Source organism: Providencia sp. JUb39, from assembly GCF_012272845.1.
Lineage (GTDB): Bacteria > Pseudomonadota > Gammaproteobacteria > Enterobacterales > Enterobacteriaceae > Providencia > Providencia lanzhouensis.
Map to the genome: position 1 here is coordinate 444,673 of NZ_JAAWXD020000001.1, position 23,809 is coordinate 468,481.

Annotated in this window: 17 protein-coding genes and 1 tRNA gene; 8 read left to right on the plus strand and 10 right to left on the minus strand. The window is 42.9% G+C overall.

Going from position 1 to position 23,809, the window contains the following annotated elements:
* Positions 1–96: 96 nt before the first annotated feature.
* Entirely contained in the window at positions 97–1,485 is a 1,389-nt protein-coding gene (locus HFU86_RS01985) for a uracil-xanthine permease family protein (RefSeq protein ID WP_132496916.1), read from the minus strand.
* Between the two features lie 233 nt (positions 1,486–1,718).
* Between HFU86_RS01985 and gltS the strand changes: the two genes are divergently transcribed.
* Entirely contained in the window at positions 1,719–2,933 is a 1,215-nt protein-coding gene (gene gltS, locus HFU86_RS01990; RefSeq protein ID WP_036948572.1) for a sodium/glutamate symporter, read from the plus strand.
* 117 nt (positions 2,934–3,050) lie between these two features.
* On the opposite strand, the gene recG is transcribed toward gltS, so the two are convergent.
* From recG to gmk, 5 genes are read right to left on the minus strand one after another with little or no spacing between them, the layout of a single operon-like run.
* Positions 3,051–5,132: an ATP-dependent DNA helicase RecG gene (gene recG / locus HFU86_RS01995; RefSeq protein WP_187128624.1), complete on the minus strand. Its 2,082-nt coding sequence runs from the start codon at positions 5,130–5,132 to the stop codon at positions 3,051–3,053.
* Positions 5,133–5,141: 9 nt separating this feature from the next.
* Positions 5,142–5,855 (minus strand): tRNA (guanosine(18)-2'-O)-methyltransferase TrmH, encoded by a 714-nt coding sequence (gene trmH / locus HFU86_RS02000; protein ID WP_187128625.1) that lies wholly within the window; start codon positions 5,853–5,855, stop codon positions 5,142–5,144.
* Between the two features lie 30 nt (positions 5,856–5,885).
* Positions 5,886–8,015 (minus strand): bifunctional GTP diphosphokinase/guanosine-3',5'-bis pyrophosphate 3'-pyrophosphohydrolase, encoded by a 2,130-nt coding sequence (gene spoT / locus HFU86_RS02005; protein ID WP_132496919.1) that lies wholly within the window; start codon positions 8,013–8,015, stop codon positions 5,886–5,888.
* A gap of 19 nt (positions 8,016–8,034) precedes the next feature.
* Positions 8,035–8,310, minus strand: a complete 276-nt coding sequence (gene rpoZ, locus HFU86_RS02010) for a DNA-directed RNA polymerase subunit omega (RefSeq protein ID WP_006659598.1) — start codon at positions 8,308–8,310, stop codon at positions 8,035–8,037.
* 56 nt (positions 8,311–8,366) lie between these two features.
* Positions 8,367–8,990, minus strand: coding sequence for a guanylate kinase (gmk, locus tag HFU86_RS02015; RefSeq protein WP_036948585.1), 624 nt, complete (start codon positions 8,988–8,990; stop codon positions 8,367–8,369).
* A 311-nt stretch (positions 8,991–9,301) separates the two neighbouring features.
* Here gmk and ligB point away from each other — a divergent pair, with 311 nt between their 5' ends.
* Positions 9,302–11,014 carry an NAD-dependent DNA ligase LigB gene (ligB, locus tag HFU86_RS02020; RefSeq protein WP_187128626.1) on the plus strand — a complete coding sequence of 571 codons (1,713 nt, stop codon included), beginning with the start codon at positions 9,302–9,304 and terminating at the stop codon, positions 11,012–11,014.
* 38 nt (positions 11,015–11,052) lie between these two features.
* On the opposite strand, the gene HFU86_RS02025 is transcribed toward ligB, so the two are convergent.
* A complete protein-coding gene (locus HFU86_RS02025; RefSeq protein WP_036948588.1) occupies positions 11,053–11,667 on the minus strand; it encodes a trimeric intracellular cation channel family protein in 615 nt (204 codons plus the stop codon).
* Between the two features lie 123 nt (positions 11,668–11,790).
* Between HFU86_RS02025 and HFU86_RS02030 the strand changes: the two genes are divergently transcribed.
* Positions 11,791–13,119, plus strand: a complete 1,329-nt coding sequence (locus HFU86_RS02030) for a DUF3748 domain-containing protein (protein WP_187128627.1) — start codon at positions 11,791–11,793, stop codon at positions 13,117–13,119.
* Positions 13,120–13,407: 288 nt separating this feature from the next.
* On the opposite strand, the gene HFU86_RS02035 is transcribed toward HFU86_RS02030, so the two are convergent.
* A complete protein-coding gene (locus HFU86_RS02035; protein WP_321146786.1) occupies positions 13,408–13,794 on the minus strand; it encodes a YceK/YidQ family lipoprotein in 387 nt (128 codons plus the stop codon).
* Between the two features lie 312 nt (positions 13,795–14,106).
* On the opposite strand from HFU86_RS02035, the gene HFU86_RS02040 reads away from it, so the two are divergent.
* Complete coding sequence (locus tag HFU86_RS02040; protein ID WP_187128628.1) at positions 14,107–15,765, plus strand: putative transporter; 1,659 nt, start codon at positions 14,107–14,109, stop codon at positions 15,763–15,765.
* Between the two features lie 219 nt (positions 15,766–15,984).
* Here the strand turns inward: HFU86_RS02040 and HFU86_RS02045 are convergent, their stop codons facing one another.
* Positions 15,985–17,241, minus strand: coding sequence for a valine--pyruvate transaminase (locus HFU86_RS02045; RefSeq protein WP_187128629.1), 1,257 nt, complete (start codon positions 17,239–17,241; stop codon positions 15,985–15,987).
* Positions 17,242–17,446: 205 nt separating this feature from the next.
* A complete protein-coding gene (locus HFU86_RS02050; RefSeq protein WP_187128630.1) occupies positions 17,447–18,010 on the minus strand; it encodes a DNA-3-methyladenine glycosylase I in 564 nt (187 codons plus the stop codon).
* Positions 18,011–18,209: 199 nt separating this feature from the next.
* Between HFU86_RS02050 and glyQ the strand changes: the two genes are divergently transcribed.
* The 4 genes from glyQ (at position 18,210) to dppA (ending at position 23,802) form a co-directional block, all read left to right on the plus strand.
* Complete coding sequence (gene glyQ / locus HFU86_RS02055) at positions 18,210–19,118, plus strand: glycine--tRNA ligase subunit alpha (RefSeq protein WP_006659589.1); 909 nt, start codon at positions 18,210–18,212, stop codon at positions 19,116–19,118.
* A gap of 9 nt (positions 19,119–19,127) precedes the next feature.
* Positions 19,128–21,197 carry a glycine--tRNA ligase subunit beta gene (glyS, locus tag HFU86_RS02060; protein ID WP_132496925.1) on the plus strand — a complete coding sequence of 690 codons (2,070 nt, stop codon included), beginning with the start codon at positions 19,128–19,130 and terminating at the stop codon, positions 21,195–21,197.
* 232 nt (positions 21,198–21,429) lie between these two features.
* Positions 21,430–21,506, plus strand: a tRNA-Pro gene (locus HFU86_RS02065).
* Positions 21,507–22,191: 685 nt separating this feature from the next.
* Complete coding sequence (gene dppA / locus HFU86_RS02070) at positions 22,192–23,802, plus strand: dipeptide ABC transporter periplasmic-binding protein DppA (protein ID WP_132496926.1); 1,611 nt, start codon at positions 22,192–22,194, stop codon at positions 23,800–23,802.
* Positions 23,803–23,809: the final 7 nt, after the last annotated feature.

Genomic DNA, 23,809 nt, shown 5'->3' on the forward strand with positions numbered 1-23,809 from the left:
AAATATAAATTGCCGATATGTTTAATATATCGGCAACTCAAGGATAGCATACAGAAGAACCGCCGGCGTGTTCAACTCTTGCGGCGGTATAGGGAATTATTTTTCGTGAGGGAAAATCAAGTTCAGTACAATCGCAGTTAAACCACCTGCTGCAATACCGGATGAAAACAGGGTTTTCAGCCAGTCAGGCGCAAATTGCAGGATTAGTGGTTGTTGAGAAACTCCCATTCCTACGGCTAGAGACAATGCAATGATCATAATTGCGCGGCGATTGAGTGGCTCGCGAGAAACGATACGCACACCGGACGCAGCAATTGTGCCGAACATCACAATGGTAGCACCACCTAGAACAGGTTCAGGAATTTGTTGCACAAAACCTGCCACTGCTGGGAACAGACCCAGTAGCACTAACATTAACGCCACTAAGTAACCCACATAGCGGCTAGCAACACCTGTTAATTGGATAACGCCATTATTCTGACCAAAACAGGAGTTAGGGAAGGTATTAAATACCGCAGAAACCATAGAGTTTAAGCCATTTGCTAATACGCCGCCTTTGATACGTTTCATATACAGAGGGCCACGTACTGGTTGCTCAGAGACATCCGACGTTGCGGTGATATCACCAATGGTTTCTAGCGACGTCACCATAAAAATCAGAATTAGTGGAATGAGTAAATTCCAGTCAAAAGAGAGACCATAATAAAAAGGTTCAGGAACTGTAATCAGAGATTGATTGGCATCACTGGCTTGCGTAGTTGGCAGCATATTCATCCACCAAGCAGCAAGGTAGCCTACTGCCATTGCAATCACTAATGATGCAACGCGTAAGTACGGATTCTTCTGGCGAGTTAACAGGATAATGACGGCTAACACAATGCCTGCAAGAATGAGGTTATCAGGGGAACCGAATGTGTTATCGCTCAGCGCACTGTAACCCCCACCAATTGAGGTTAAACCGACTTGAATCAGTGATAAACCAATGATCATGACCACAACACCAGAAACCAGCGGCGTGATAACTCGGCGAGCTAAATGTAAGAAACGCGATAAGATAACTTCGGTCAGTGCTGCGACCATTAATGTGCCGAATAATGCCGCCATCATGGAAGGGATATCGGCTCCGCCTTGCTTGAGTGCAACTCCCCCCATAATCAACGGTGCAACAAAGTTGAAACTGGTGCCTTGAATGGAAAGTAATCCTGAGCCGACAGGACCCCACGCGCGGATCTGAATCAGAGAGGCGATTCCTGAAGCAAACAATGACATGCTGATGATTCGCTGGGTGTCATGAGCGGGTAGCCCAAGTGCTTGGCAGATAAGCATTGCGGGGGTAATCACCGCGACAAACATCGCTAATAGATGCTGTCCAGCAGCAAACAGCGCCTGAGGTAAAGGCGGCCTATCTTCAAGGCGATAGATCAGTTCGCTTTGGTTTTGTACTGTTTTTTCAACATTTTGTTCTTCAGATGCCGTTGCGTTCATTATTCCAATTCCACTAGCAAAAAGCGCATTTTAAAGAGAATAATACAAAAAGCAATCGGTTGCGCAAAAAAATTAAGGTGGATATTAAACTAAGAGCGTCACATTTTTATATGTTTTAACTTGTATTTATCGCGATTTTTTTTTCTAATCCATGCACCTGCTTTTGGCGTTTTAAGGAAAAAAATAACGTCTAATTAGTTTTAAATAATATTAACAACAGACGAGGTACATAAATGTATCATCTCGATGTCTACGGCACTCTGGTCGCTGCTACACTCGTGCTATTACTCGGACGTAAACTGGTAAAGTCAGTTTCATTTCTTGAAAAATACACTATCCCTGAACCCGTTGCAGGGGGATTATTAGTCGCTTTTACCCTGTTAGTGGTTAAGCAAGTATTTGATTGGAGCCTCTCCTTCGACTTATCACTGCAAGAACCGATGATGCTCGCATTCTTTGCGACCATTGGTTTGAATGCTAACTTAGCGAGCTTAAAAGCTGGCGGTAAAGCATTGTTAATCTTCATTTTTGTCGTTGTCGGTTTATTGCTAGTTCAAAACACAGTCGGTATCGCACTTGCGAAATTATTAGGTTTAGACCCTCTTATGGGGCTATTAGCCGGCTCAATCACTTTATCCGGTGGACATGGTACAGGCGCCGCTTGGGGTAAAATCTTTACTGAAGATTATGGCTTCAAGAGTGCAACTGAAGTTGCAATGGCTTGTGCAACCTTTGGTTTAGTACTTGGAGGGCTTATTGGTGGCCCTGTTGCACGTTTCTTAATTCGCAATATCCCAACACCTGGTACCGCGGATGAGGACAAAGATGTTCCTACCGCATTTGAAAAGCCACAATCCAACCGCATGATCAACTCGATGGTATTGATTGAAACTATTGCGTTGATCGCTATCTGTTTGCTAGCAGGAAGCTGGATTGCAGGGCTACTATCAGGCACCGCATTTGCACTGCCTAAATTTGTTTGCGTATTGTTCGTCGGTGTTATCTTAAGTAACAGCCTGTCTTTACTTGGTTTTTATCGAGTATTTGACCGCGCGGTTTCTGTGATGGGTAACGTCAGTCTATCCTTATTCTTAGCCATGGCATTAATGAGTTTAAAACTGTGGGAACTGGCGTCTTTAGCAATCCCAATGTTAGTTATTCTCGGCGTTCAAGCTTGCGTTATGGCAGGATATGCGATTTTTGTTACCTTCCGTGTGATGGGTAAAAACTATGATGCTGCCATTTTAGCGGCGGGTCATTGTGGTTTCGGTTTAGGGGCAACACCAACCGCTATCGCTAACATGCAAGCGGTAACCGATAAATTTGGTCCATCTCACCTAGCATTCTTAGTCGTGCCGATGGTAGGGGCATTCTTTATCGATATTGTGAATGCGTTAGTGATTAAGTTCTACTTATGGTTACCAGTTTTCCCAACGATTGGCGGCTAGTACAGAACAAGTATTGAAGTAAATACAAACATATATAACTAAATGTATAAATAAAGCAGGTATTGCCGTGGACATGGATGTGTTCACGGCAATTTTCATTTTAAGGAAGGAAAAAGCTTAAGCGTGGCTATATTGCTCGCGCTCAGGGAGCCAGCGTTCAATAATCTTTTGAGCATGCTCAGGGTAGTTTTGCTGGATGTGTCTAGCTAGCCGTTGCACTTCTGGCAACATATATTGATCTCGTAGCAAGTCTGCCACTTTAAAATCCGCATTCCCTGTCTGCCTGGTACCTAGCAGCTCTCCGGGGCCTCGAATTTCTAAGTCTTTTTGGGCAATCACAAAGCCATCATTACTGTCTCGTAAAACTTGTAAGCGCTGCTTGGCGGTATGAGTGAGTGGCGTTTTATAAAGTAGCACACAGTGAGATGCGACAGAGCCACGACCAACCCGCCCCCGTAGTTGGTGCAATTGTGCTAATCCAAGCCGTTCGGGGTTATCTATAATCATCAGGCTTGCGTTCGGAACATCCACCCCGACTTCGATAACGGTGGTAGCAACAAGTAACTGTATTTCGTTATTCTTAAATGCCGCCATAATGCTCTGCTTTTCGGCGGGTTTCATTCGACCATGGACTAGTCCAACTTTGAGTTCAGGTAGGGCCAACGCGAGTTCTTCGCTGGTAACTTGGGCAGCTTGCGCTTCAAGTACCTCTGAGTCATCAATCAATGTGCACACCCAATAAGCTTGCCGTCCTTCCTCTAAACAGGCTTGGCGAACGCGCTCGACAATATCACTACGTCGGGTGTCTGGAATCGCCACAGTAGTGACCGGAGTTCTTCCTGGTGGAAGCTCGTCAATCACTGAGGTATCGAGATCGGCGTAAGCAGTCATTGCCAGCGTGCGTGGGATTGGCGTAGCGGTCATGATTAATTGATGTGGGTGGAACCCTTGCTGTTCACCTTTCTCGCGCAGAGCGAGCCGCTGGTGAACGCCAAAGCGGTGTTGTTCATCAATGATGACTAACCCTAAAGAGTGAAAGCTCACTTGCTCTTGGAAGATGGCATGGGTACCGACTACCATCGAGACTTCACCACTCGCAATGGCATCTTGTTGTTGCTGGCGGGCTTTACCTTTTTGCTTACCTGCTAACCAGCCTACTTTGATACCTAGAGGTTCAAACCACTGCTTAAAGGTATTCGCGTGCTGCTCTGCAAGAATTTCAGTCGGCGCCATTAAGGCAACTTGTTTACCATTTTCAATGGCGCACAGTGCGGCTAATGCGGCCACAAGTGTTTTACCGGAACCGACATCACCTTGGATCAAACGCATCATTGGGGCATTTTTTCGTAAATCAGTTTCGATTTCTGCCACGACGCGTTTTTGCGCGTTAGTTGGTGAGAACGGCAAATTTGCCAGTAAAGGCGTTTTAAACTTTCCAGATGAAACCAGTGGTTCAGCATATAGCCGCTCATTGCCAGCTCGAATGGCAAGCATACTTAAATGGTGAGCCAGTAACTCTTCGAGGATCAAACGCTTTTGGGCTGGGTGATGCCCTTTTTCCAACTCTTCTAACGAAACATCCGGTGGTGGAGTGTGTAACAGTCGGATGGCGTCGGGGAGGCTAATTAGGCTACGGCTGAACTCTTCAGGCAGTAATTCTTGAATATTGCCACTTTCTAACATGGTGAGCGCTTGCTCCATCACTTTACGCAGTGTGGCTTGGCGGACACCTTCGGTTGTCGGATAAACCGGAGTTAGGTTTTCTTGAAGAGTGACATTATCGGTCTCTTGGGAGACTTTATATTCAGGGTGAATAATTTCAGGTCCTGTACTACCACGACGCACTTCTCCGTAGGCAGTCACTTGGCGACCTTCGGCTAAACTATTTTTCATTGCAGCAGAGAAGTTGAAAAAACGCAGTGTTAGGTTGCCTGTACCATCGCTGATCAGGCAGGTCATCATTCTTTTACGTCCAAAAACGACTTTGGTTTGTAGAACGTGACCAGTGATAGTGGCTGTTGTGCCGGGCATCAAGTCTTTAATCTGATAAAGACGCGTATGATCTTCATAACGCAGTGGAAAATGCAGAAGCAAGTCCTGAACTGTGTTCAACCCGATTTTACTCATTTTTTCTGACTGGCTGGCACCGATGCCATGAAGTGAAGTCAGTGAAATGGTATTAAGCAGACCACGGTTCATGTCGATTCCTTAACTGAGTTGTTTTCTTTTCATTTTTTCAGAAAGCTGCATTTGTGCCCACCAAGCATCATCAGCTTCTATCTGACCTTGCTGATTGATAAATGGGCGAGGAAGCCCTTTGCGTTTAGCAACTTCAGCCAATACAGGATAGCCGCCTTCAAATAGCCATTCTTGTTGTTCTTGCTCAGATAATAGACTATTTTCTCGGTCATACATGCCTGCGAGTTGGCGCTGACGTTGGGCTTCATACAAAATAAGTGCAGAGGCGACAGAGACATTGAGTGACTGCACCATACCAACCATTGGGATGATAATATGTTGATCTGCAAGGGCTAATGCTTTATCTGAGATACCCGTTTTCTCTTGTCCCACCATAATACAGGTTGGGCGGGTATAATCAATTTCTCGAAAATCGACAGCCGTATCTGACAGATTCGTGACTAAAATCTGCATACCTTGGGATTTTATCTGAGCAATGGCGTTTTCGGTGGATTGGTGCGAGATGACTTTTACCCAACTATTACTTCCCGCCGCAGAAGAGACGGAGAGTTTAACCTGCTGGTCTGGCCAAATGGCATGAATTTTGTGGATCCCGACAGCATCAGCACTGCGCACAATTGCAGAAACATTATGAGGCTTATGAATTTCTTCAAGACAGAGTGTTAGGTCGGGCTGCCGCATCGCCATCATTTGGCAAATGCGGCGATAGCGGCGTTCATTCATAGTGAGAGTTCGTGTTTTTAATGATATCGACTAATTACGGTTACGGCTGACGCGTAGAACGTCTGGCATGATACGAATTTTACGCATCACGTTAGCCAATTGAATACGGTTTTTAATCGACAAGCGAATAAAGGCACAGTAAACACGACCATCTTTCTCTTCAGTGTTCATGCTTTGAATACTTGAATTCGCATCATTGATAGCGGCGGTCAAGTTAGCAAGGGCACCTTGATGGTTTATCATATCGACTTTAATTTCAGCGATAAAATCTGTGTCTGTCTCGGTATCCCACTCAACAGCCATAAATTTATCCGGTTCTTTCTGATAACCACGGATATTACGGCAAGATTCATGGTGAATAACCAATCCTTTACCTGGGCTAATATGCGCAATAATTGGATCGCCCGGGATAGGTCGGCAGCATTTTGCAAAGGTGATTAAGACACCATCAGCTCCCTTGATGGACAGTTTATTACGGCTTTCCGTAATCACTGGTTCTTCAACGGCACTTGGGTGAGCACTTTGAGGGTTACTTTGCAAGTTGCGAGCGACCACAACACTCATGGCATTACCTAAACCAATTTCGGCAAGTAAATCATCAATAGAGTGGAGCTTCATGCGAGCTAATTCAGCATCAATACTTTCACGAGGTATATCTGTGATTTTGGTGCCTGTACCTAGTGCATGATTGAGTAAGCGACGACCTAAATTAACGGAGTCTTCGCGTTTTAAATTCTTCAGCAACTGACGGATTTTTGCACGTGCTTTTGAACTCACCACAAAGTTCAACCATGCCGCATTTGGTCGAGCGCCTGGAGCCGTAATAATTTCTACCGTTTGACCGCTAGAAAGTGACTGGGAGAGTGGGTAAGGTTGGCGATCAACTCGCGCACCCACACAAGCATGCCCGATGTCAGTATGTACGGCATAAGCGAAGTCCACCGGTGTTGCGCCTGTCGGTAATTCGACAATACGACCTTCGGGGGTGAAAACGTAAATTTCATCAGGAAATAGGTCTGATTTTACGCTTTCAATAAATTCAAATGAGCTTCCCGCACTCTGTTGGAGTTCGAGCAAGCTTTGCATCCAACGCTGGGCTTTTACCTGCGCAGTGGTTCCCAATTCGCCTTGTTCTTTATATGCCCAGTGAGCAGCAACACCCATTTCGGCCATTTGGTCCATATCTTCAGTACGAATTTGTACTTCGACAGGTACTCCATGAGGCCCAATTAGTGAGGTGTGGAGGGATTGGTATCCGTTAGCTTTAGGAATAGCAATATAGTCTTTGATTCGCCCCGGACGAGGTTTGTAAAGACTGTGCATTTGCCCTAAAACACGGTAGCAGGTATCAACGTCTTCAACGATGACCCTAAAAGCATAGATATCCATAATGGAATGGAATCGTTGCTCTTTTTGATGCATTTTTCGATAGATAGAATACAGGTGTTTTTCGCGACCACTGACTGTACAGGGTACACCCGCCTCTGTTAATCGACCGTCAATTTCAGAAAGGATTTTTTGGATCATTTCTTTACGGTTACCACGAGCGGATTTAACCACTTCCTTGATAACACGATAACGGTTTGGATAAAGCGCTTCGAAACCTAACTCTTCGAGTTCGGTTTTAATATGGTGGATACCTAATCGATGCGCGAGAGGACTGTAAATTTCCAGTGTTTCACGCGCTATGCGTCGACGCTTATCGGGTCGTAATGACCCAAGCGTGCGCATATTGTGAGTACGGTCTGCCAGTTTGATCAAAATGACACGGATATCTTTCACCATTGCCATGATCATTTTACGGAAGTTTTCTGCTTGAGCTTCTTTCTTGTCGCGGAAATTCAGCTTATCCAGTTTGGAAACCCCTTCGACTAAGCCGGCGACGGTAGTTCCAAACAGCTGCTCTATGTCTTGAAATGTCGCTGGAGTATCTTCAATCACATCATGAAGTAGCGCAGCCATCAGTGTTTCATGATCCAAACGCATTTCAGCCAGAATACAAGCAACAGCAACAGGGTGAGTAATATAAGGCTCACCACTGGAACGGGTCTGCCCTTCATGAGCATCCCGTGCGACAACATAGGCTTTTTTCAGTAATTCAACTTGCTCTTTTGGGAGATATTGCTGAATTATTAGATTTAGGCTTTCAAACAGATACAAGGCAGACCCACCTTAGTAATTAGCGACGACCTTCAGCGATCGCAGAAACTGCCTGCATTTCAGCGGCTTCTTGCTCTTGCTGTTCTTGGCGTTCACGCACATCCAAAATGTGACCGTTAATTAAACCTTCTTCTACTTCACGTAGCGCGATAACAGTGTGCTTATCGTTTTCTTCTGGAACTAAAGGATCTTTACCACCAGTTTGTAACTGACGAGCTCTACGTGCTGCGACCAGTACGAGGTCAAAACGGTTACCAATTTTTTCTACTGCGTCTTGAACAGTTACGCGTGCCATAAGTGTGCTACTCCAAAGAAATAAAAAAATGACCTGATATGATACTGAAACTATTCTCAGTCTGCTAGTAATTTGCTGATTAAAGCATCATGTCGCTGGACTTGGCGACCTAATCTCAAGCGCTCAGCACGCATGATAGATTGTAAATCGCTCAGTGCGGTGTTGAAATCGTCGTTTACAATGACGTAATCGTATTCATTGTAATGCTCAATTTCGCCAACTGCTTGTGACATGCGCTTTTCAATGACTTCATCACTATCTTGACCACGACCACGTAGACGGCGATATAGCTCATCTTTTGATGGCGGTAGAATAAAAATACTACGTGCCTCTGGCATTTTCGCGCGAATTTGCTGAGCACCTTGCCAGTCAATATCGAGAAACACATCCACACCACTATTTAAGACTTCCTCAATAATGGGTTTTGAGGTGCCGTAGTAGTTACCGAAAACACAGGCATGCTCTAAAAAGTCATTGTTCTCAACCATCTGAAGAAATTCAGCTTCAGAAACAAAGAAGTAATGCTCGCCATGAATTTCGCCTGGGCGTGCAGCTCGAGTTGTATGAGAAACAGAAACTTGAGTGTCATACAACGGTTGTGTCTTCAGTAATGCTTGGATAAGACTGGACTTACCTGCGCCACTAGGAGCAGAGAGAATATATAACGTGCCTTGTATCATGATGATTTCTTGAATATTTGTGGGTTAGACATAAAAGATAGTGATAAACCCTACATAGTATACACGTACTTAAGACAACATGCAGCGATATCAATTAACCATGAAATAAGAGTAAAAAAATTTTGGTTATTGGAAAATTGTGAACGCCTTCCAGAAAATAAATTTCACTTAATGAAAATACCATCTGTTTTGCGAAGCGCTATGCAATTAACGGCATTGCCTGCTGTCGCCCTTGATTTATTGACTCAGAATGTAATGCAACACATAGCAGTTCGGAACATGGTATTAAACTTAAATATAATAGGGACATTATGCATTATTTTTCAGTCAGGAAACTCTGGAAATTTGGTTGGTTCTGCCTATTACTTCAATCTGTTATTTCAATAGGCTATGGCGCGGAAACGGTAGGTTCTCAAAAAGTATGCCGCTCATTAGATAATGAATTAACAAGAACGGAACAGCGGCGGTTGGAGGAGCAGCTACAAGAGTGGGATAGGCAATATCAAATCGATGGTGTGAGCGGTGTGAGTGACGAGGTTTATGACCAACTTTTGGCTAAGTGGCAGCTGGGGCAGCGCTGTCAAAATTTACCTGATACGCTAGTACAACCGTCACAGCCTAAAACTGGACGATTAACAAAACATCCCATACCCCATACGGGATTGAAAAAATTGAAATCAGAAGAAATAAACACATGGATGGCGGCTCGTCATGAAGTTTGGTTGCAACCTAAAGTCGATGGTGTCGCAGTGACTCTGCACTATGAAAATGGACGTTTAGTGTCAATGATTAGTCGAGGAAATGGGAGTGAAGGACTGAATTGGCGCGATAAAGCCGATTTTATTCAAGCTATTACCAAAACTATTTCAGCGAAGCAATCTCTTGTTTTACAGGGGGAATTATTCTGGAAGCTCAATGGACATGTACAAAGTGTGGATGGTGGAAAAAATGCACGGAGTAAAATTGCAGGTTGGCTGATGCGCAAGGAGCTACCTACACAGGTCACGGATGATATCGGCATTTTTATCTGGGCATGGCCAGATAACTCTGTCGCTATGAATCGTCAATTGAGTGAATTATCGACGCTAGGATTTGATTGGGTACAACGATATAGCCATCTAATCTCTGACTATCAATCAGCAGCCAAGTGGCGTGACCACTATTATTCAGCGCCAATGCCATTTGCAACCGATGGTATCGTTTTGAAAAGCTTTCCATCACCGCCTTCATTGGCTTGGCGAGCAAACCAAAACAGTTGGAGTGTGGCATGGAAATACCCGCTAAAAAGCGTGGTTTCAGAGGTTATGGATTTAACTTTTCGGGTAGGAAAATCAGGGGCTGTAAATGTGATTGCTAGCATTGAACCCGTCACGATCGATGATAAAAAAGTGAGTAAAATCCGCATTGGCTCGCTCAATTCCTGGAAACAAAAAGATGTGTTAGTTGGGGATAAAATCCAGCTAACGTTATCAGGACATGGGACGCCATTTATGGAGCAAGTCATTTGGCGGCGAGAGCCTAGGTTGCATCCAAATACATCCTCTCTCGAAAACTTTCATTCATTGAGCTGTTTAGCGTATACACCGGATTGTGCTCCCCAATTTGTTGCTCGCCTGGCTTGGCTAGGTAAACAATTAAAGATTCGCGGGGTGGGCGAAAAAACATGGAAGATATGGGTAGAGCAATATGGACTCTCAACGTTACTTGGCTGGCTTTCTCCTCATTGGCAAGATTCATTACCTAAGAATAAGAAAACGACAAATGCGCTTAGCCAGCTACAAAAAACATCTATGCAGCCAATAAAAAATTGGTTGAAGGGGATAGGAATTCCTTTAGAAATTAAACATCTAAGCATGATATCAACGATAGAAGAATTGAGTGAACAAGAGACTGTGGAGGCGCTGGGTTTATCTGAAAAGCGGAAGCAGGCATTAAAGTACTGGTTGGCAGAGCCTGAAATTCAGAAGGTGCTATACACTTTGCAGGAACTGTATACTCTGCAGAAGCTAGATATCAGCCATTAGCGGTTAAACGAATGGCTGATGGGAAAATCAGATTTTGGTTAATCTTGGCTTTCATAATTAAAAATAGGTAATCCCAAACGGTAGCGGATGGCAAGCAGCCTGGCACTTAAACCTGCGACCAACGTGATAATAACCACGATATCTTTAGGGAGCGGTGTATACAGCAAGCCGATATATAACCATGCGGCAGCAAAAGAGACGCCTGCGTAAACTTCTTTTTGGAAAACCAGAGGGATGGTGTTACACAGCATGTCACGAAGTACACCCCCAAATACACCGGTAACTACAGCCGCAATGGCGGCAATAATAGGGCTATAATTCATATCGAGGGCTATTTGAGCACCAAGAATAGAGAAGACGATTAAGCCAATTGCATCAAGTATTAAGAAGAGCCGACGAAGGTGTTTCATCATCGGGGCTATCCAGATGGTGACAATGGCGGCACCTGCCACGGTCATGATGTATTCGGGGTGAGCAACCCAACCTAGAGGATAGTGACCGAGTAGAATATCACGAACAGAGCCACCGCCGATGGCTGTCGCAGAAGCAATAATAATCACGCCAAAGACGTCCATTTTACGGCGTCCAGCAGCTAAAGCGCCTGTCATGGCTTCGGCAGTAATACCAATAATATAGAGAACACTTAATAACATGATGGTTTTATTCAATACTATAGTGATTGTCTAAGGGTAATATTACTTGTGAAACTTCTCGACTGAGATTTTTTATTCTCTTAAAGAATTGATTAGTTAAAGTAATCCGATAGCCTGTGTTAAATGATGTCAAAGGATAACAGATTGAACAATAAAATGCCTTATAAAGAAATGTGTATTACTGATGATTCGCGAAGTCATCAGCTTACAAATATTAATGTTTGGACACCAGATAGCCAGTGGTTAGCTTATGATGTTCGACCAAGTGGCAGTTCATTTACCGGGCAAACCATAGAAAAAATTCATGTTATTACCCATCAAAAAGTAGAAATTTATCGAGGGTTGCATGGTGCCCATGTTGGCGTAGTCACTGTAAGCGCTGAAAATCCTCCTCGTTATGCTTTTATTCAGGGGCCAGAGTATCCCGATGAGTCTTGGCAGTATGATTTCCATCATCGCCGAGGTGTTTACGTTGATGATTGCCAACTCGGTAATGCACATCCGATTGATGCAATGTGCATTACGTCACCCTATATGGCGGGTGCGCTCAGAGGTGGAACACATGTTCATGTTTTCAGCCCTGATGGGAAGTGGCTGAGCTTTACCTATAATGACCATGTTTTACATGAGCTCGATCTTCAATTAGACCAACGCAATGTGGCTGTTGCCGTACCTGCAGGCGCTGTGACTGTTGAACCTATTGGCCATGAAAGAGAATATAGCGGCGATTTTTTCTGTAGTGTTGTGACGAAGACGACTTTGGCGCCAACTCCGAATAGCGACGAGATTAGCCGAGCCTATGAAGAGGGGTGGGTTGGTCAACGTGGTTATATGAATCAACAAGGTCAGTGGCAACGGCGTGCATTAGCGTTTATTGGAGATACGCATCATCAAAATGGCGAAGTGATCCCTGAAGTTTACTTAGTTGATTTACCCGAAGATCCAAATGAATTCAAAATCCAAGGCGATGAACCTCTGCAAGGTACCGAAAAAACCATGCCAGCGCCGCCTAAGGATGTGAAACAAAGGCGTTTAACGTATACGCATCATCGGAAATTTCCAGGGTTAGCGAAACAGCCAAGACATTGGTTGCGTTCTTCACCAAATGGCGAATCAATCGCCTGTTTGATGCATGATGATCATGGCATTGTGCAATTATGGTTGGTGGCAACGGCAACAGGAGCGCTCACCCAGGTGACATTTGGCAAGTTTTCAATTCAGTCTGCATTTAGTTGGAATAAAACTGGTGAGTATCTCTGCTTTGTGTATGACAATAGCGTTGTACGTTGCCATGTGGCGACTGGAGATTTAGAACGGTTAACTCAGAGAACAGAAATAGCCCCTGTGGCAGATGCTGTTGTCTTTTCTCCAAATGATAAATTTGTAGCATTTATGCGAGATATTAATGGGTTTAGACAGATTTATATTGTTGAAACAGGGTTGTCTAATTAAAGTTTATCTGGAATAACACTCATGAAGAATAAAAAGGTGGGTATTCATCTTTTTATTCTTCAAAAAAAGAGGGGTTAAGTAATCATTAAATTAAATGCTCAATATTTGATTCATGTATATTGATTTGAAATTAATAAGCGGTGGGTTAATAGAATAGATTAAAAAAGATGGAAATTTGTTCAGTAAGATAAAGGATTTATTAACCTAAATTAACTTAATAATATTAATTGCATTTTAAGTATTATATTCCTGATTAGAGCATCAATAAGCTACTTTAATATAGGAAAATCATTGAGGGTTCTTTGGCGGTTGTTTATCAGATTGCAGCTTGTCAGATGATTGTTTATCAAGTCGCTGTTTATCAAGCTGTTCTACACGTTTTTTTGGTGAGTCTGCCTCTTGTGAACTGTTTGAATGCATATAATCCATCGGAATTAATAATGTATCCATGAGTGCAGTAAATGGTAAATCAATAACCAGCAACGGCTTAACTACCCAGCCAGTATCTTCATGCTGCAGCATATCAACGCTATTTTTTGTCCCAGGATAATAGCTATCAGTAGGACCAGCATGAGTCATAATACTGGAGCACCCACTTAATGTAAGAGTCAATAATGTGGAAAATGCTAACGACCTAAAAAAAATCAAGCTTGGCATATATATGTTGACCTGCATTTAAATGAATTTTGCCTAATCAGAGATCATAATAACTAAAAACTAAAAATTCACAATCGAGCAACTCTATTATTATTTAAGATACCCTCAGAATAATAGCTCTTTTTTGTATTATTTTATGTCGGTGATGTTAATAATTAGCAATTAAATTGTTTTTAACTAAAGTATGAAAATGCATAATTGAATTGCTGTGAACTGTGCTCTATCACACAACTTCCTCTGTGTTTATTTGGCACAATCGATTCAGTTGCAAATGTAATAACTCCGTATGTCCCGTATTTTGGTTCATTGTCGTCAAAAGGATAGCGGTCTATGAGTGAATTAGCGCTTACAGTCAGTTTATTAGCATTAGCTGCCGCACTAGGCTTATGGATAGGTAATTGGAAAATCCGCAACGTTGGCTTAGGGATTGGCGGGGTTCTTTTTGGTGGAATTATTGTTGGGCATTTTGCGCGAAGTTATGGCTTGTCTCTCAATAATGACATGCTGCATTTTATTCAAGAATTTGGTTTGATCCTCTTCGTTTATACCATCGGGATACAAGTTGGACCCGGTTTTTTCTCTTCTTTGCGTGTTTCAGGTTTAAAACTCAATGGATTTGCCTTGATGGTGGTTATTTTAGGGGCAGTCGTTACTGCTATTATCTATAAAATCGCAGATATCCCTTTACCTATTATTTTGGGCATTTTCTCGGGCGCAGTCACGAATACACCATCGTTAGGGGCTGGGCAGCAAATTCTATCTGATTTAGGGTCTGATCCGAGTTTGGTCGGGCAAATGGGAATGGGGTATGCGATGGCTTACCCTATGGGAATTTGCGGTATTTTGCTGGTGATGTGGCTCGTTCGTATTATTTTTCGTATCTCGGTAGATAAAGAATCCGCGGAGTTTAATAGTGCGAACGTTCAGCATCGTGACTCACTGCAAACGATGAACATCGCGGTGCGAAATACCAATCTTGATGGCTTGATGATGCAAGATATTCCCATGCTTGGCAGTGAAGACATTGTTTGCTCGCGGCTAAAGCGCGGGGAAATGCTGGTGGTGCCTCAACCGACGACAGAAATACATCTGGGAGATCTACTGCATGTTGTTGGGCAAAGAGAGGACTTAAATAAAGTCCGCCTAATCCTGGGTGAGGAGGTTGAAGCTTCATTATCAACTTCAAGTTCTGTATTGCACTCTGTCCGAGTGGTCGTGACTAATGACGCTGTACTAAGTAAACGTTTAAAAGAACTGAATCTCAAGCAGAAGTATGATGTGGTGGTAACTCGTTTGAACCGGACCGGGATTGACCTGATGGCAAACAACAATTCCGTACTGCAATTTGGTGATATCCTCAATATTGTTGGTCGTCCTGAATCAATTGAAGCAGTCACAGCCTTACTCGGAAACGCGAAACAAAAATTACAGCAAGTCCAGATGCTGCCTGTATTTATTGGGATAGGTTTGGGGGTTGTTTTAGGCTCGTTACCGATATTTGTACCGGGCTTTCCTGCTGCATTGAAGTTAGGTTTAGCGGGCGGACCATTAGTTGTTGCCTTGATCCTTGGACGAATAGGTCCCATTGGACGACTGTATTGGTTTATGCCACCAAGTGCCAACTTAGCGTTGAGAGAGCTTGGAATTGTGATGTTCTTGGCCGTTGTAGGGCTGAATTCGGGAGGGAGTTTTATTGAAACTCTTATTCAAGGTGATGGGCTCACATGGATTGGCTATGGGCTATTAATTACCTTTATTCCTCTGTTTATCACCGGCTTAGTTGCACGCATTTTCGGAAAAATGAATTATTTAAGCCTATGTGGTGTATTGGCAGGCTCTATGACAGATCCACCAGCATTAGCTTTTGCAAATAATATCCATCCAACCAGCGGAGCACCGGCACTTTCTTATGCCACGGTATACCCTTTAGCGATGTTTTTACGCATTATTTCGCCGCAGTTATTAGCTATCTTATTTTGGGCATTATGATTGTGAATAAAGGAAGGAATAAGATATGGAGAAAAAGTATCCGTCTATATAAGGGCGTAATTGGTCTTTGTTCTAGCCATAACTGATATTGAAAAAGTGGTTTAATAACCGCGAATAAGATTTGTCATGTACAAATATATTCGATTTCAATTATGGAGTTCTCGCTAATTTTGGCCCTTTCCTCAATGGAAAGGGCTTTTTTTAACCCTATAGCTAGATTTAGCGTTCAGATTCTTGATAGGCTTTTTCTAATTCTTGAGCAAGGATTTGAATCCCTTGCTCAATCTTTTCTGGCTCAGGAACATAGTTCATTCGCATACATTCATGGGCATGTTGCCAATCTTCTTCAAGTCCTGGGAAAAAGTAATGTCCCGGAACCATCAATACACCACGTACTTTTAAGCGGCGATAAAGTTCTAAACAACTAATTGGCAGGTCTTTAAACCACAACCACAAGAAAATGGCGCCCTCAGGTTTATGAATAAGGCATTTATCTTCAGGGATATAGCGGCGAATGATCTTAATGACTTCTTCAACGCGCTGTTTATAGAATGGTCCTATAACATTTTGAGATAATTCAAATAAATCGTCACGCTGTAGCATTTCAAGTGCGATGCTTGGACCGATACCACCCGGAGCAAGACTAATAATGCCATTCATATTACTGATGGCATCAATCAACTCTTCGCTACCAATAATAATACCGCAGCGAGTTCCCGGTAAACCGAGTTTTGACAAGCTCATGCAGAGAATGACATTTTCATTCCAAAATGGTGTGGCTTCGCTAAAGATAATGCCGGGGAAGGGAACTCCATACGCATTATCAATCAATAATGGAATATTGTGTTGCTTAGCTAATTGGTCAAGATGCAGAACTTCCTCATCGGTGATCACGTTCCCTGTTGGATTCGTTGGGCGAGATACGCAAATCACACCAATATCTTCAGTAATTTCAAGGGTGTTGAAATCAACGTGATATTTAAACTGACCATCAGGCAAAAATTCAATTTGCGGCTTATTTGCCACAAAGAGATCATCATCAAGTCCAGAGTCTGCATAACCCACATATTCAGGGGCAATTGGGAAAAGCACTTTACGAGAGATACCATCTTCAAAGCGACCAGCAAGTAGGTTAAATAGATAGAAAAACGCACTTTGGCTGCCGTTTGTTAGCGCAATATTTTTCGCGCTGATATTCCAGCCTAGTTTCGCTTTTAAAGTTGCTGCTAGCGCTTTCAACATGGCATCTTTGCCTTGAGGACCATCATAGTTACACAAGGTATCGGTCAATTGCCCATTGGCACACATTTCAGCGAGGAGGTCTTGGAAATATTTATCCATCTCAGGAATATGAGCAGGGTTCCCACCACCAAGCATAATAGCGCCGGGAGTTCTGAGACCTTCATTCAAGTCTTTCATTAATTCTGAAATGCCTGAATTCTTAGCAAATTTATTACCAAATTTAGAGAAATTCATTGTATTTATTCACATTTGTTTATTAGGTTGTTAATGGAATTTCCAACATACCGCGCCCCCACCTAGAGTTCAATAGCTTAATTACAGTTATTTTTCATATAAAATGTCAAACATAGGTAATAAATTAGTTTTTTGGGTTAGCTTATTGATCAAGCTTAGTTTATTTGTGTTGTTATATATTCAGTTTCCATCGATAAATTTTGATTTATCGATACTGGCAACAATTTACAAGGTGGTCATTGACCATCCCAGTGGCTTGCATAAAGGCGTAGCAAGTAACAGAACCTACAAATTTGAAGCCATGTTTTTTCAGTGCGTTAGACAAGCTTTTAGAAAGTTCTGTTTCCGCAGGGACTTGGGCAGATTCCGTCCATTTATTCACAATAGATTGGTGGTTCACAAAGTTCCAAATGAAAGTAGAAAAATCTATTCCTTCGTTTCTCATCGCTAAATAAGCTTTGGCGTTAGCAATAATCGCGTTGATTTTTAATCGGTTACGAATAATTCTAGCGTCTTGCATAAGGCGTTCTACATCTTTTTCATCCATCAAGGCAATCTTTTCAGGATCAAATTGATGGAATAGGTCTCGGTACCCTTGGCGCTTTTTCAAAATAGTGTACCAAGAGAGCCCTGCTTGCTGGCCTTCGAGGCAGATCATTTCGAATAATTCTTGATTATCCTTGGTGGGTTTTCCCCATTCATTATCGTGATAGGCAATATATTCGGGATCTTGGTTGACCCAATGACAGCGAGTGAGTGAGGTTTCCATTTTCATCCTTTTTCTAATAATGTTCAGCTTGTGAGCAAGAATAGAATCTTTATACTGTATAAAAATACAGTTTTAAAGGGGTGAAATTAATTTTTTTTCTTTTTAGAATGGTTACAGACGTATTCATTGCTGTATATCTGGCGGTCAAAGGGTATACTGGTCACTTTCTTAAATTTCACGTATCGCGTGCGGATCTAACATGCAAAAGTTTGATACCAAAACCTTTCAAGGTCTTATCCTGACATTACAGGATTACTGGGCGCGCCAAGGCTGTACCATTGTTCAACCACTGGACATGGAAGTCGGCGCAGGTACTTCACACCCAATGACGTGTTTGCGCGCTTTAGGTCCAGAGCCTATCGCAGCAGCTTATGTTCAGCCATCTCGCCGACCAACTGATGGTCGCTATGGTGAAAACCCGAACCGTCTACAGCACTATTACCAATTTCAGGTGATCATTAAGCCTTCGCCTGACAATATCCAAGAGTTGTACTTAGGTTCATTAAAAGAACTTGGTATTGACCCAACTGTCCATGATATCCGCTTCGTTGAAGATAACTGGGAAAACCCAACATTGGGTGCTTGGGGTCTGGGTTGGGAAGTTTGGTTAAATGGTATGGAAGTGACTCAGTTCACTTACTTCCAGCAAGTGGGTGGTTTGGAGTGTAAACCTGTAACCGGTGAAATCACTTATGGTCTTGAGCGTCTTGCTATGTATATTCAAGGCGTTGATAGCGTGTACGATCTGGTTTGGTGCGATGGCCCACTAGGTAAAACCACGTATGGCGATATTTATCACCAAAACGAAGTTGAGCAATCCACGTATAACTTTGAACATGCCAATGTTGAATTCTTATTCAAATGCTTTGAAGAGTATGAAAAAGAAGCTCAATATCTGCTTGCTTTAGAAACGCCTCTGCCACTTCCGGCTTATGAGCGTATTTTAAAAGCTGCTCATACCTTTAACTTACTGGATGCCCGTAAGGCAATTTCAGTCACAGAACGCCAGCGCTATATTTTACGCATCCGTACCCTGACGAAAGGGGTGGCAGAAGCTTATTATGCTTCTCGTGAAGCGCTGGGTTTCCCTATGTGTCATAAGAACTAAGAGGCTGTCATGACTCAACAGACTTTCCTAGTGGAAATCGGTACAGAAGAGTTACCGCCGAAGGCTCTTCGTTCTCTTGCAGAATCATTCGCCGCTAACTTTACTGCGGAATTAGATGGTGCAGATATCGCTCATGGGGCAGTGAATTGGTTTGCTGCGCCTCGTCGTTTAGCGCTGAAAGTGGAAAACTTATCCGCGGCTCAGCCAGATCGCGAAGTTGAAAAACGTGGCCCTGCAATTTCCCAAGCATTTGATGCTGAAGGTAAACCAACAAAAGCAGCCGAAGGTTGGGCTCGTGGCTGTGGGATCACCGTTGACCAAGCAGAACGCTTAACCACCGATAAAGGCGAATGGTTACTGTATCGCGCACAAATGAAAGGGCAGCCAGTCAGTGAATTATTGATTGATATGGTTAGCCGTTCATTAGCAAAATTACCAATCCCTAAATTAATGCGCTGGGCAGATAAAGAGACTCAGTTTGTACGTCCTGTGCATACTGTGACATTACTGCTGGGTAGCGATGTTGTTAAGGGCGAAATTCTTGGTATTAAGAGTGACCGTATTATCCGTGGTCACCGTTTTATGGGTGAAGCTGAATTCACAATTGATAACGCGGAACAATACCCAGAAATTTTACGCACTCGCGGTAAAGTCATCGCAGATTACACTGAGCGTAAAGCGACAATTATTGCCGATGCAGAAAAAGCAGCTCAAGCGTTGGGCGGTAAAGCAGATTTAACCGACAGCTTAGTTGAAGAAGTGGCTTCTTTGGTTGAATGGCCAGTAGTATTAACAGCAAAATTCGAAGAGAAATTCTTAGAAGTTCCTGCTGAAGCACTGGTATACACCATGAAAGGCGACCAAAAATATTTCCCTGTTTATGATAATGCTGGCAAGTTAATGCCAAACTTTATCTTCGTGGCAAATATTGAATCTTCAGATCCTCAGCAAATTATCTCCGGTAACGAAAAAGTCGTTCGCCCGCGTTTAGCAGATGCGGAATTCTTCTTCAAAACTGACCGTAAGCAGCGCTTAGAAGATAACTTACCACGTTTAGAAACTGTTCTGTTCCAGCAACAGCTAGGTACTCTGCGTGATAAAACCGATCGCTTAGAAGCGTTAGCAGGTTGGATTGCGAGCAAGATTGGTGCGGATGTAAATCACGCAACCCGTGCAGGCTTACTGGCTAAATGTGACTTGATGACCAACATGGTCTTTGAATTCACAGACACTCAAGGTGTTATGGGGATGCACTATGCTCGCCATGACGGTGAGTCAGAAGATGTTGCACTTGCACTAAAAGAACAGTATCAACCGCGTTTTGCGGGTGATGAATTGCCATCTACCGATGTTTCTGCGGCATTAGCGTTAGCTGAAAAAATGGATACCCTTGCAGGTATTTTCGGTATCGGCCAGCATCCGAAAGGGGATAAAGACCCATTCGCTCTGCGCCGTGCGGCATTAGGTGTGTTACGTATTATTGTTGAAAAAGGCTATCAGCTTGATCTTGTGGAAATGACCCAAGAGGCTGTACGTCTATATGGCGATAAACTGACTAACAAAAATGTCGTGGAAGATGTGGTTGAGTTCATGCTAGGTCGCTTCCGTTCTTGGTACCAAGAACTGGGCTACAGCATCGACACTATCCAAGCCGTATTAGCTCGCCGCCCAACTCAGCCAGCTGACTTCGATGCGCGCGTTAAAGCTGTGACTCATTTCCGTTCTTTAGAAGAAGCACAGGCGCTGGCAGCTGCCAACAAACGTGTTTCTAACATTCTGAGTAAGTCAGAAGAGAAACTCGCTGATAGCGTGTTAGCGTCTGTACTGAAAACGCCAGAAGAAGTAAAATTGGCCACTCACGTTGTGGTACTGCAAGACAAGCTTGCGCCAATGTTTGCTGAACGTAACTACCAAGAAGCACTCGTAGAGTTAGCTTCTTTACGTGAAGTGGTGGATGAATTCTTTGCGAACGTCATGGTGATGGATGAAGATCCTGCTGTGCGGAATAACCGTTTAACACTGTTAAGCCAGCTTCGCGAGCTATTCTTAAAAGTTGCAGATATTTCACTGCTTCAATAGGTTGATTTTTAGTCAGTTATTTTTGATTTAGAAAATAATTGAATAAATATGACCTTCCCAGTGATTGGGATAAAATAAGCGCTAAAATATTTTTAGCGCTTATTTTTTACCCAAAAGTAGACGTAAAAATAAGAAACCATACCATTTTGATGGTTTTATCAGCATACGAACGGTTTTAGCGAAAAATAGGGTTGACGATCCCCATTCTTGGCAGTATTATTCACACTGTTTTCGGCGAGTAGCGCAGCTTGGTAGCGCAACTGGTTTGGGACCAGTGGGTCGGAGGTTCGAATCCTCTCTCGCCGACCAAATTCTAAAACCCACCTCATTGAGGTGGGTTTTTTCGTTTCTATCTCCCTTATTTTTCCAACGCCTTTTAGTTACCACTATTACGCTCATTTAATACACATTACGTATTAATAAGCTTTTCATTGCTTTTAAGCTCAGTGCTCAGAACAAAACAAACTTATCTATCAAAACAAGTCTGTTAATCAAAACTAGCTTTCATAATGTGATTGGTATTTTCCCCCGCGATTCCCTGAAAATGGTAAGAGGATATATAAATCCGCCAATAATTCTTTTTAGTATAAAAAACATGCAAAACAATCAGCTAACAAATAGTTTCATGTGAATTCTATTTAGCGTTTTATGTTGCAGTTTTTTGTATTGCCCACTATTTCCGCTCAGTAATTCAGCACTTAATCACAAATATACAAATAATTAACGTCCTTATAAAAATCTATCCAGTAATGTTTCTGTGGTTATAACCGCTAGGAAATAAACATTTTCGTAACATATAAGGCTATATTTGCACCGAAATAATCCAATAAATGTTATTTAAGCGAAATTGTTACAGTGAATAATGCTATTGACGAAATGTATTCCAGTTGATTAATTGCACAGTGAATAACAAAAAATACAGATACGGCATCTGTCTTATCCAAGATGGATTTCAGTATTCGATAAAACAACATACACCACAGGAGCATTACCAATGACGCTCTCGATGAAAAAGACAGGTTTATTGACGGTAGGCTTAACATTAGCTGCTTTAGCGGTATCTGCCTCAGTACAGGCTAAAACACTGGTTTATTGTTCTGAAGGTTCACCTGAAGGGTTTAACCCGCAGTTGTTCACCTCAGGAACAACTTATGATGCGAGTTCAATCCCTCTGTATAACCGTTTGGTTGAATTTAAGCTGGGTACGACTGAAATTGAGCCGGGCTTAGCAGAAAGCTGGGAAGTCAGTGACGATGGTAAAGTGTATACATTCCACTTGCGTAAAGGTGTGAAATGGCACTCCAATAAAGATTTCAAACCAAGCCGTGACTTAAATGCGGATGACGTGATCTATACGTTCATGCGTCAAAAAGATCCAAACCACCCATACCACAAAGTTTCTGGTGGTAGCTATGAATACTTTATGGGAATGGACATGGACAAAATTATCGACAAAGTTGAAAAAGTCGATGACAACACAGTGCGTATCACATTAACGCGTCCAGAAGCGCCATTCTTAGCGGATATGGCAATGGACTTCGCATCAATCTTATCAGCGGAATATGCTGATCAAATGATGAAGGCGAAAACCCCAGAGAAAGTTGACCTGAACCCAATTGGAACAGGGCCTTTTGAACTGCAACAATATCAGAAAGATTCTCGTATTCTGTACAAAGCGAATAAAGATTACTGGGGAGCAGTACCGAAAATTGACCGTTTAGTTTTCTCTATCACCCCTGACGCGTCAGTACGTTATGCAAAACTGCAGAAAAATGAGTGCCAAGTGATGCCGTATCCTAATCCGGCTGACTTAGAGCGCATGAGAGCAGATAAAGAAATTACGTTAATGGAGCAGCCTGGTCTGAACGTAGGCTACCTGTCTTACAACGTTGAAAAGAAACCACTGGATAACCAAAAGGTTCGCCAAGCGCTGTCGATGGCTGTGAACAAAGACGCCATTATCCAAGCGGTTTATCAAGGTGCGGGTCAAAAAGCGAAAAACTTAATTCCACCAACTATGTGGGGTTACAACGACGCGATTAAAGATACCGAATATAACCCAGAAAAAGCCAAGAAATTGCTGGCGGAAGCGGGCTTCCCAGAAGGTTTTGAAATTGACCTGTGGGCAATGCCAGTTCAACGTCCATATAACCCGAATGCACGCCGAATGGCAGAAATGATCCAAGCTGACTGGGCGAAAATCGGCGTTAAATCGAAAGTGGTTAGCTACGAATGGGGTGAATACCTGAAGCGTGCTAAGAGCGGCGAGCCTCAAACTGTAATGATGGGTTGGACTGGGGACAACGGTGACCCTGATAACTTTTTCGCGACCTTATTCAGCTGCGCAGCGAAAAAACAGGGTTCTAACTACTCTAAATGGTGTAATCAAAGCTTTGAAGACGTGATCCAGCCAGCACGTATGACATCAGATCACAACAAACGTGTAGAACTGTACAAACAAGCTCAAGTGATAATGAACGAACAAGCGCCTGCGCTGATCGTCGCTCATTCCACCGTGTTTGAGCCTGTGCGTAAAGAAGTAAAAGGCTACGTGGTTGATCCGTTAGGTAAACACCACTTCGAAAACGTAGACATTGATAAGTAATTGTTTT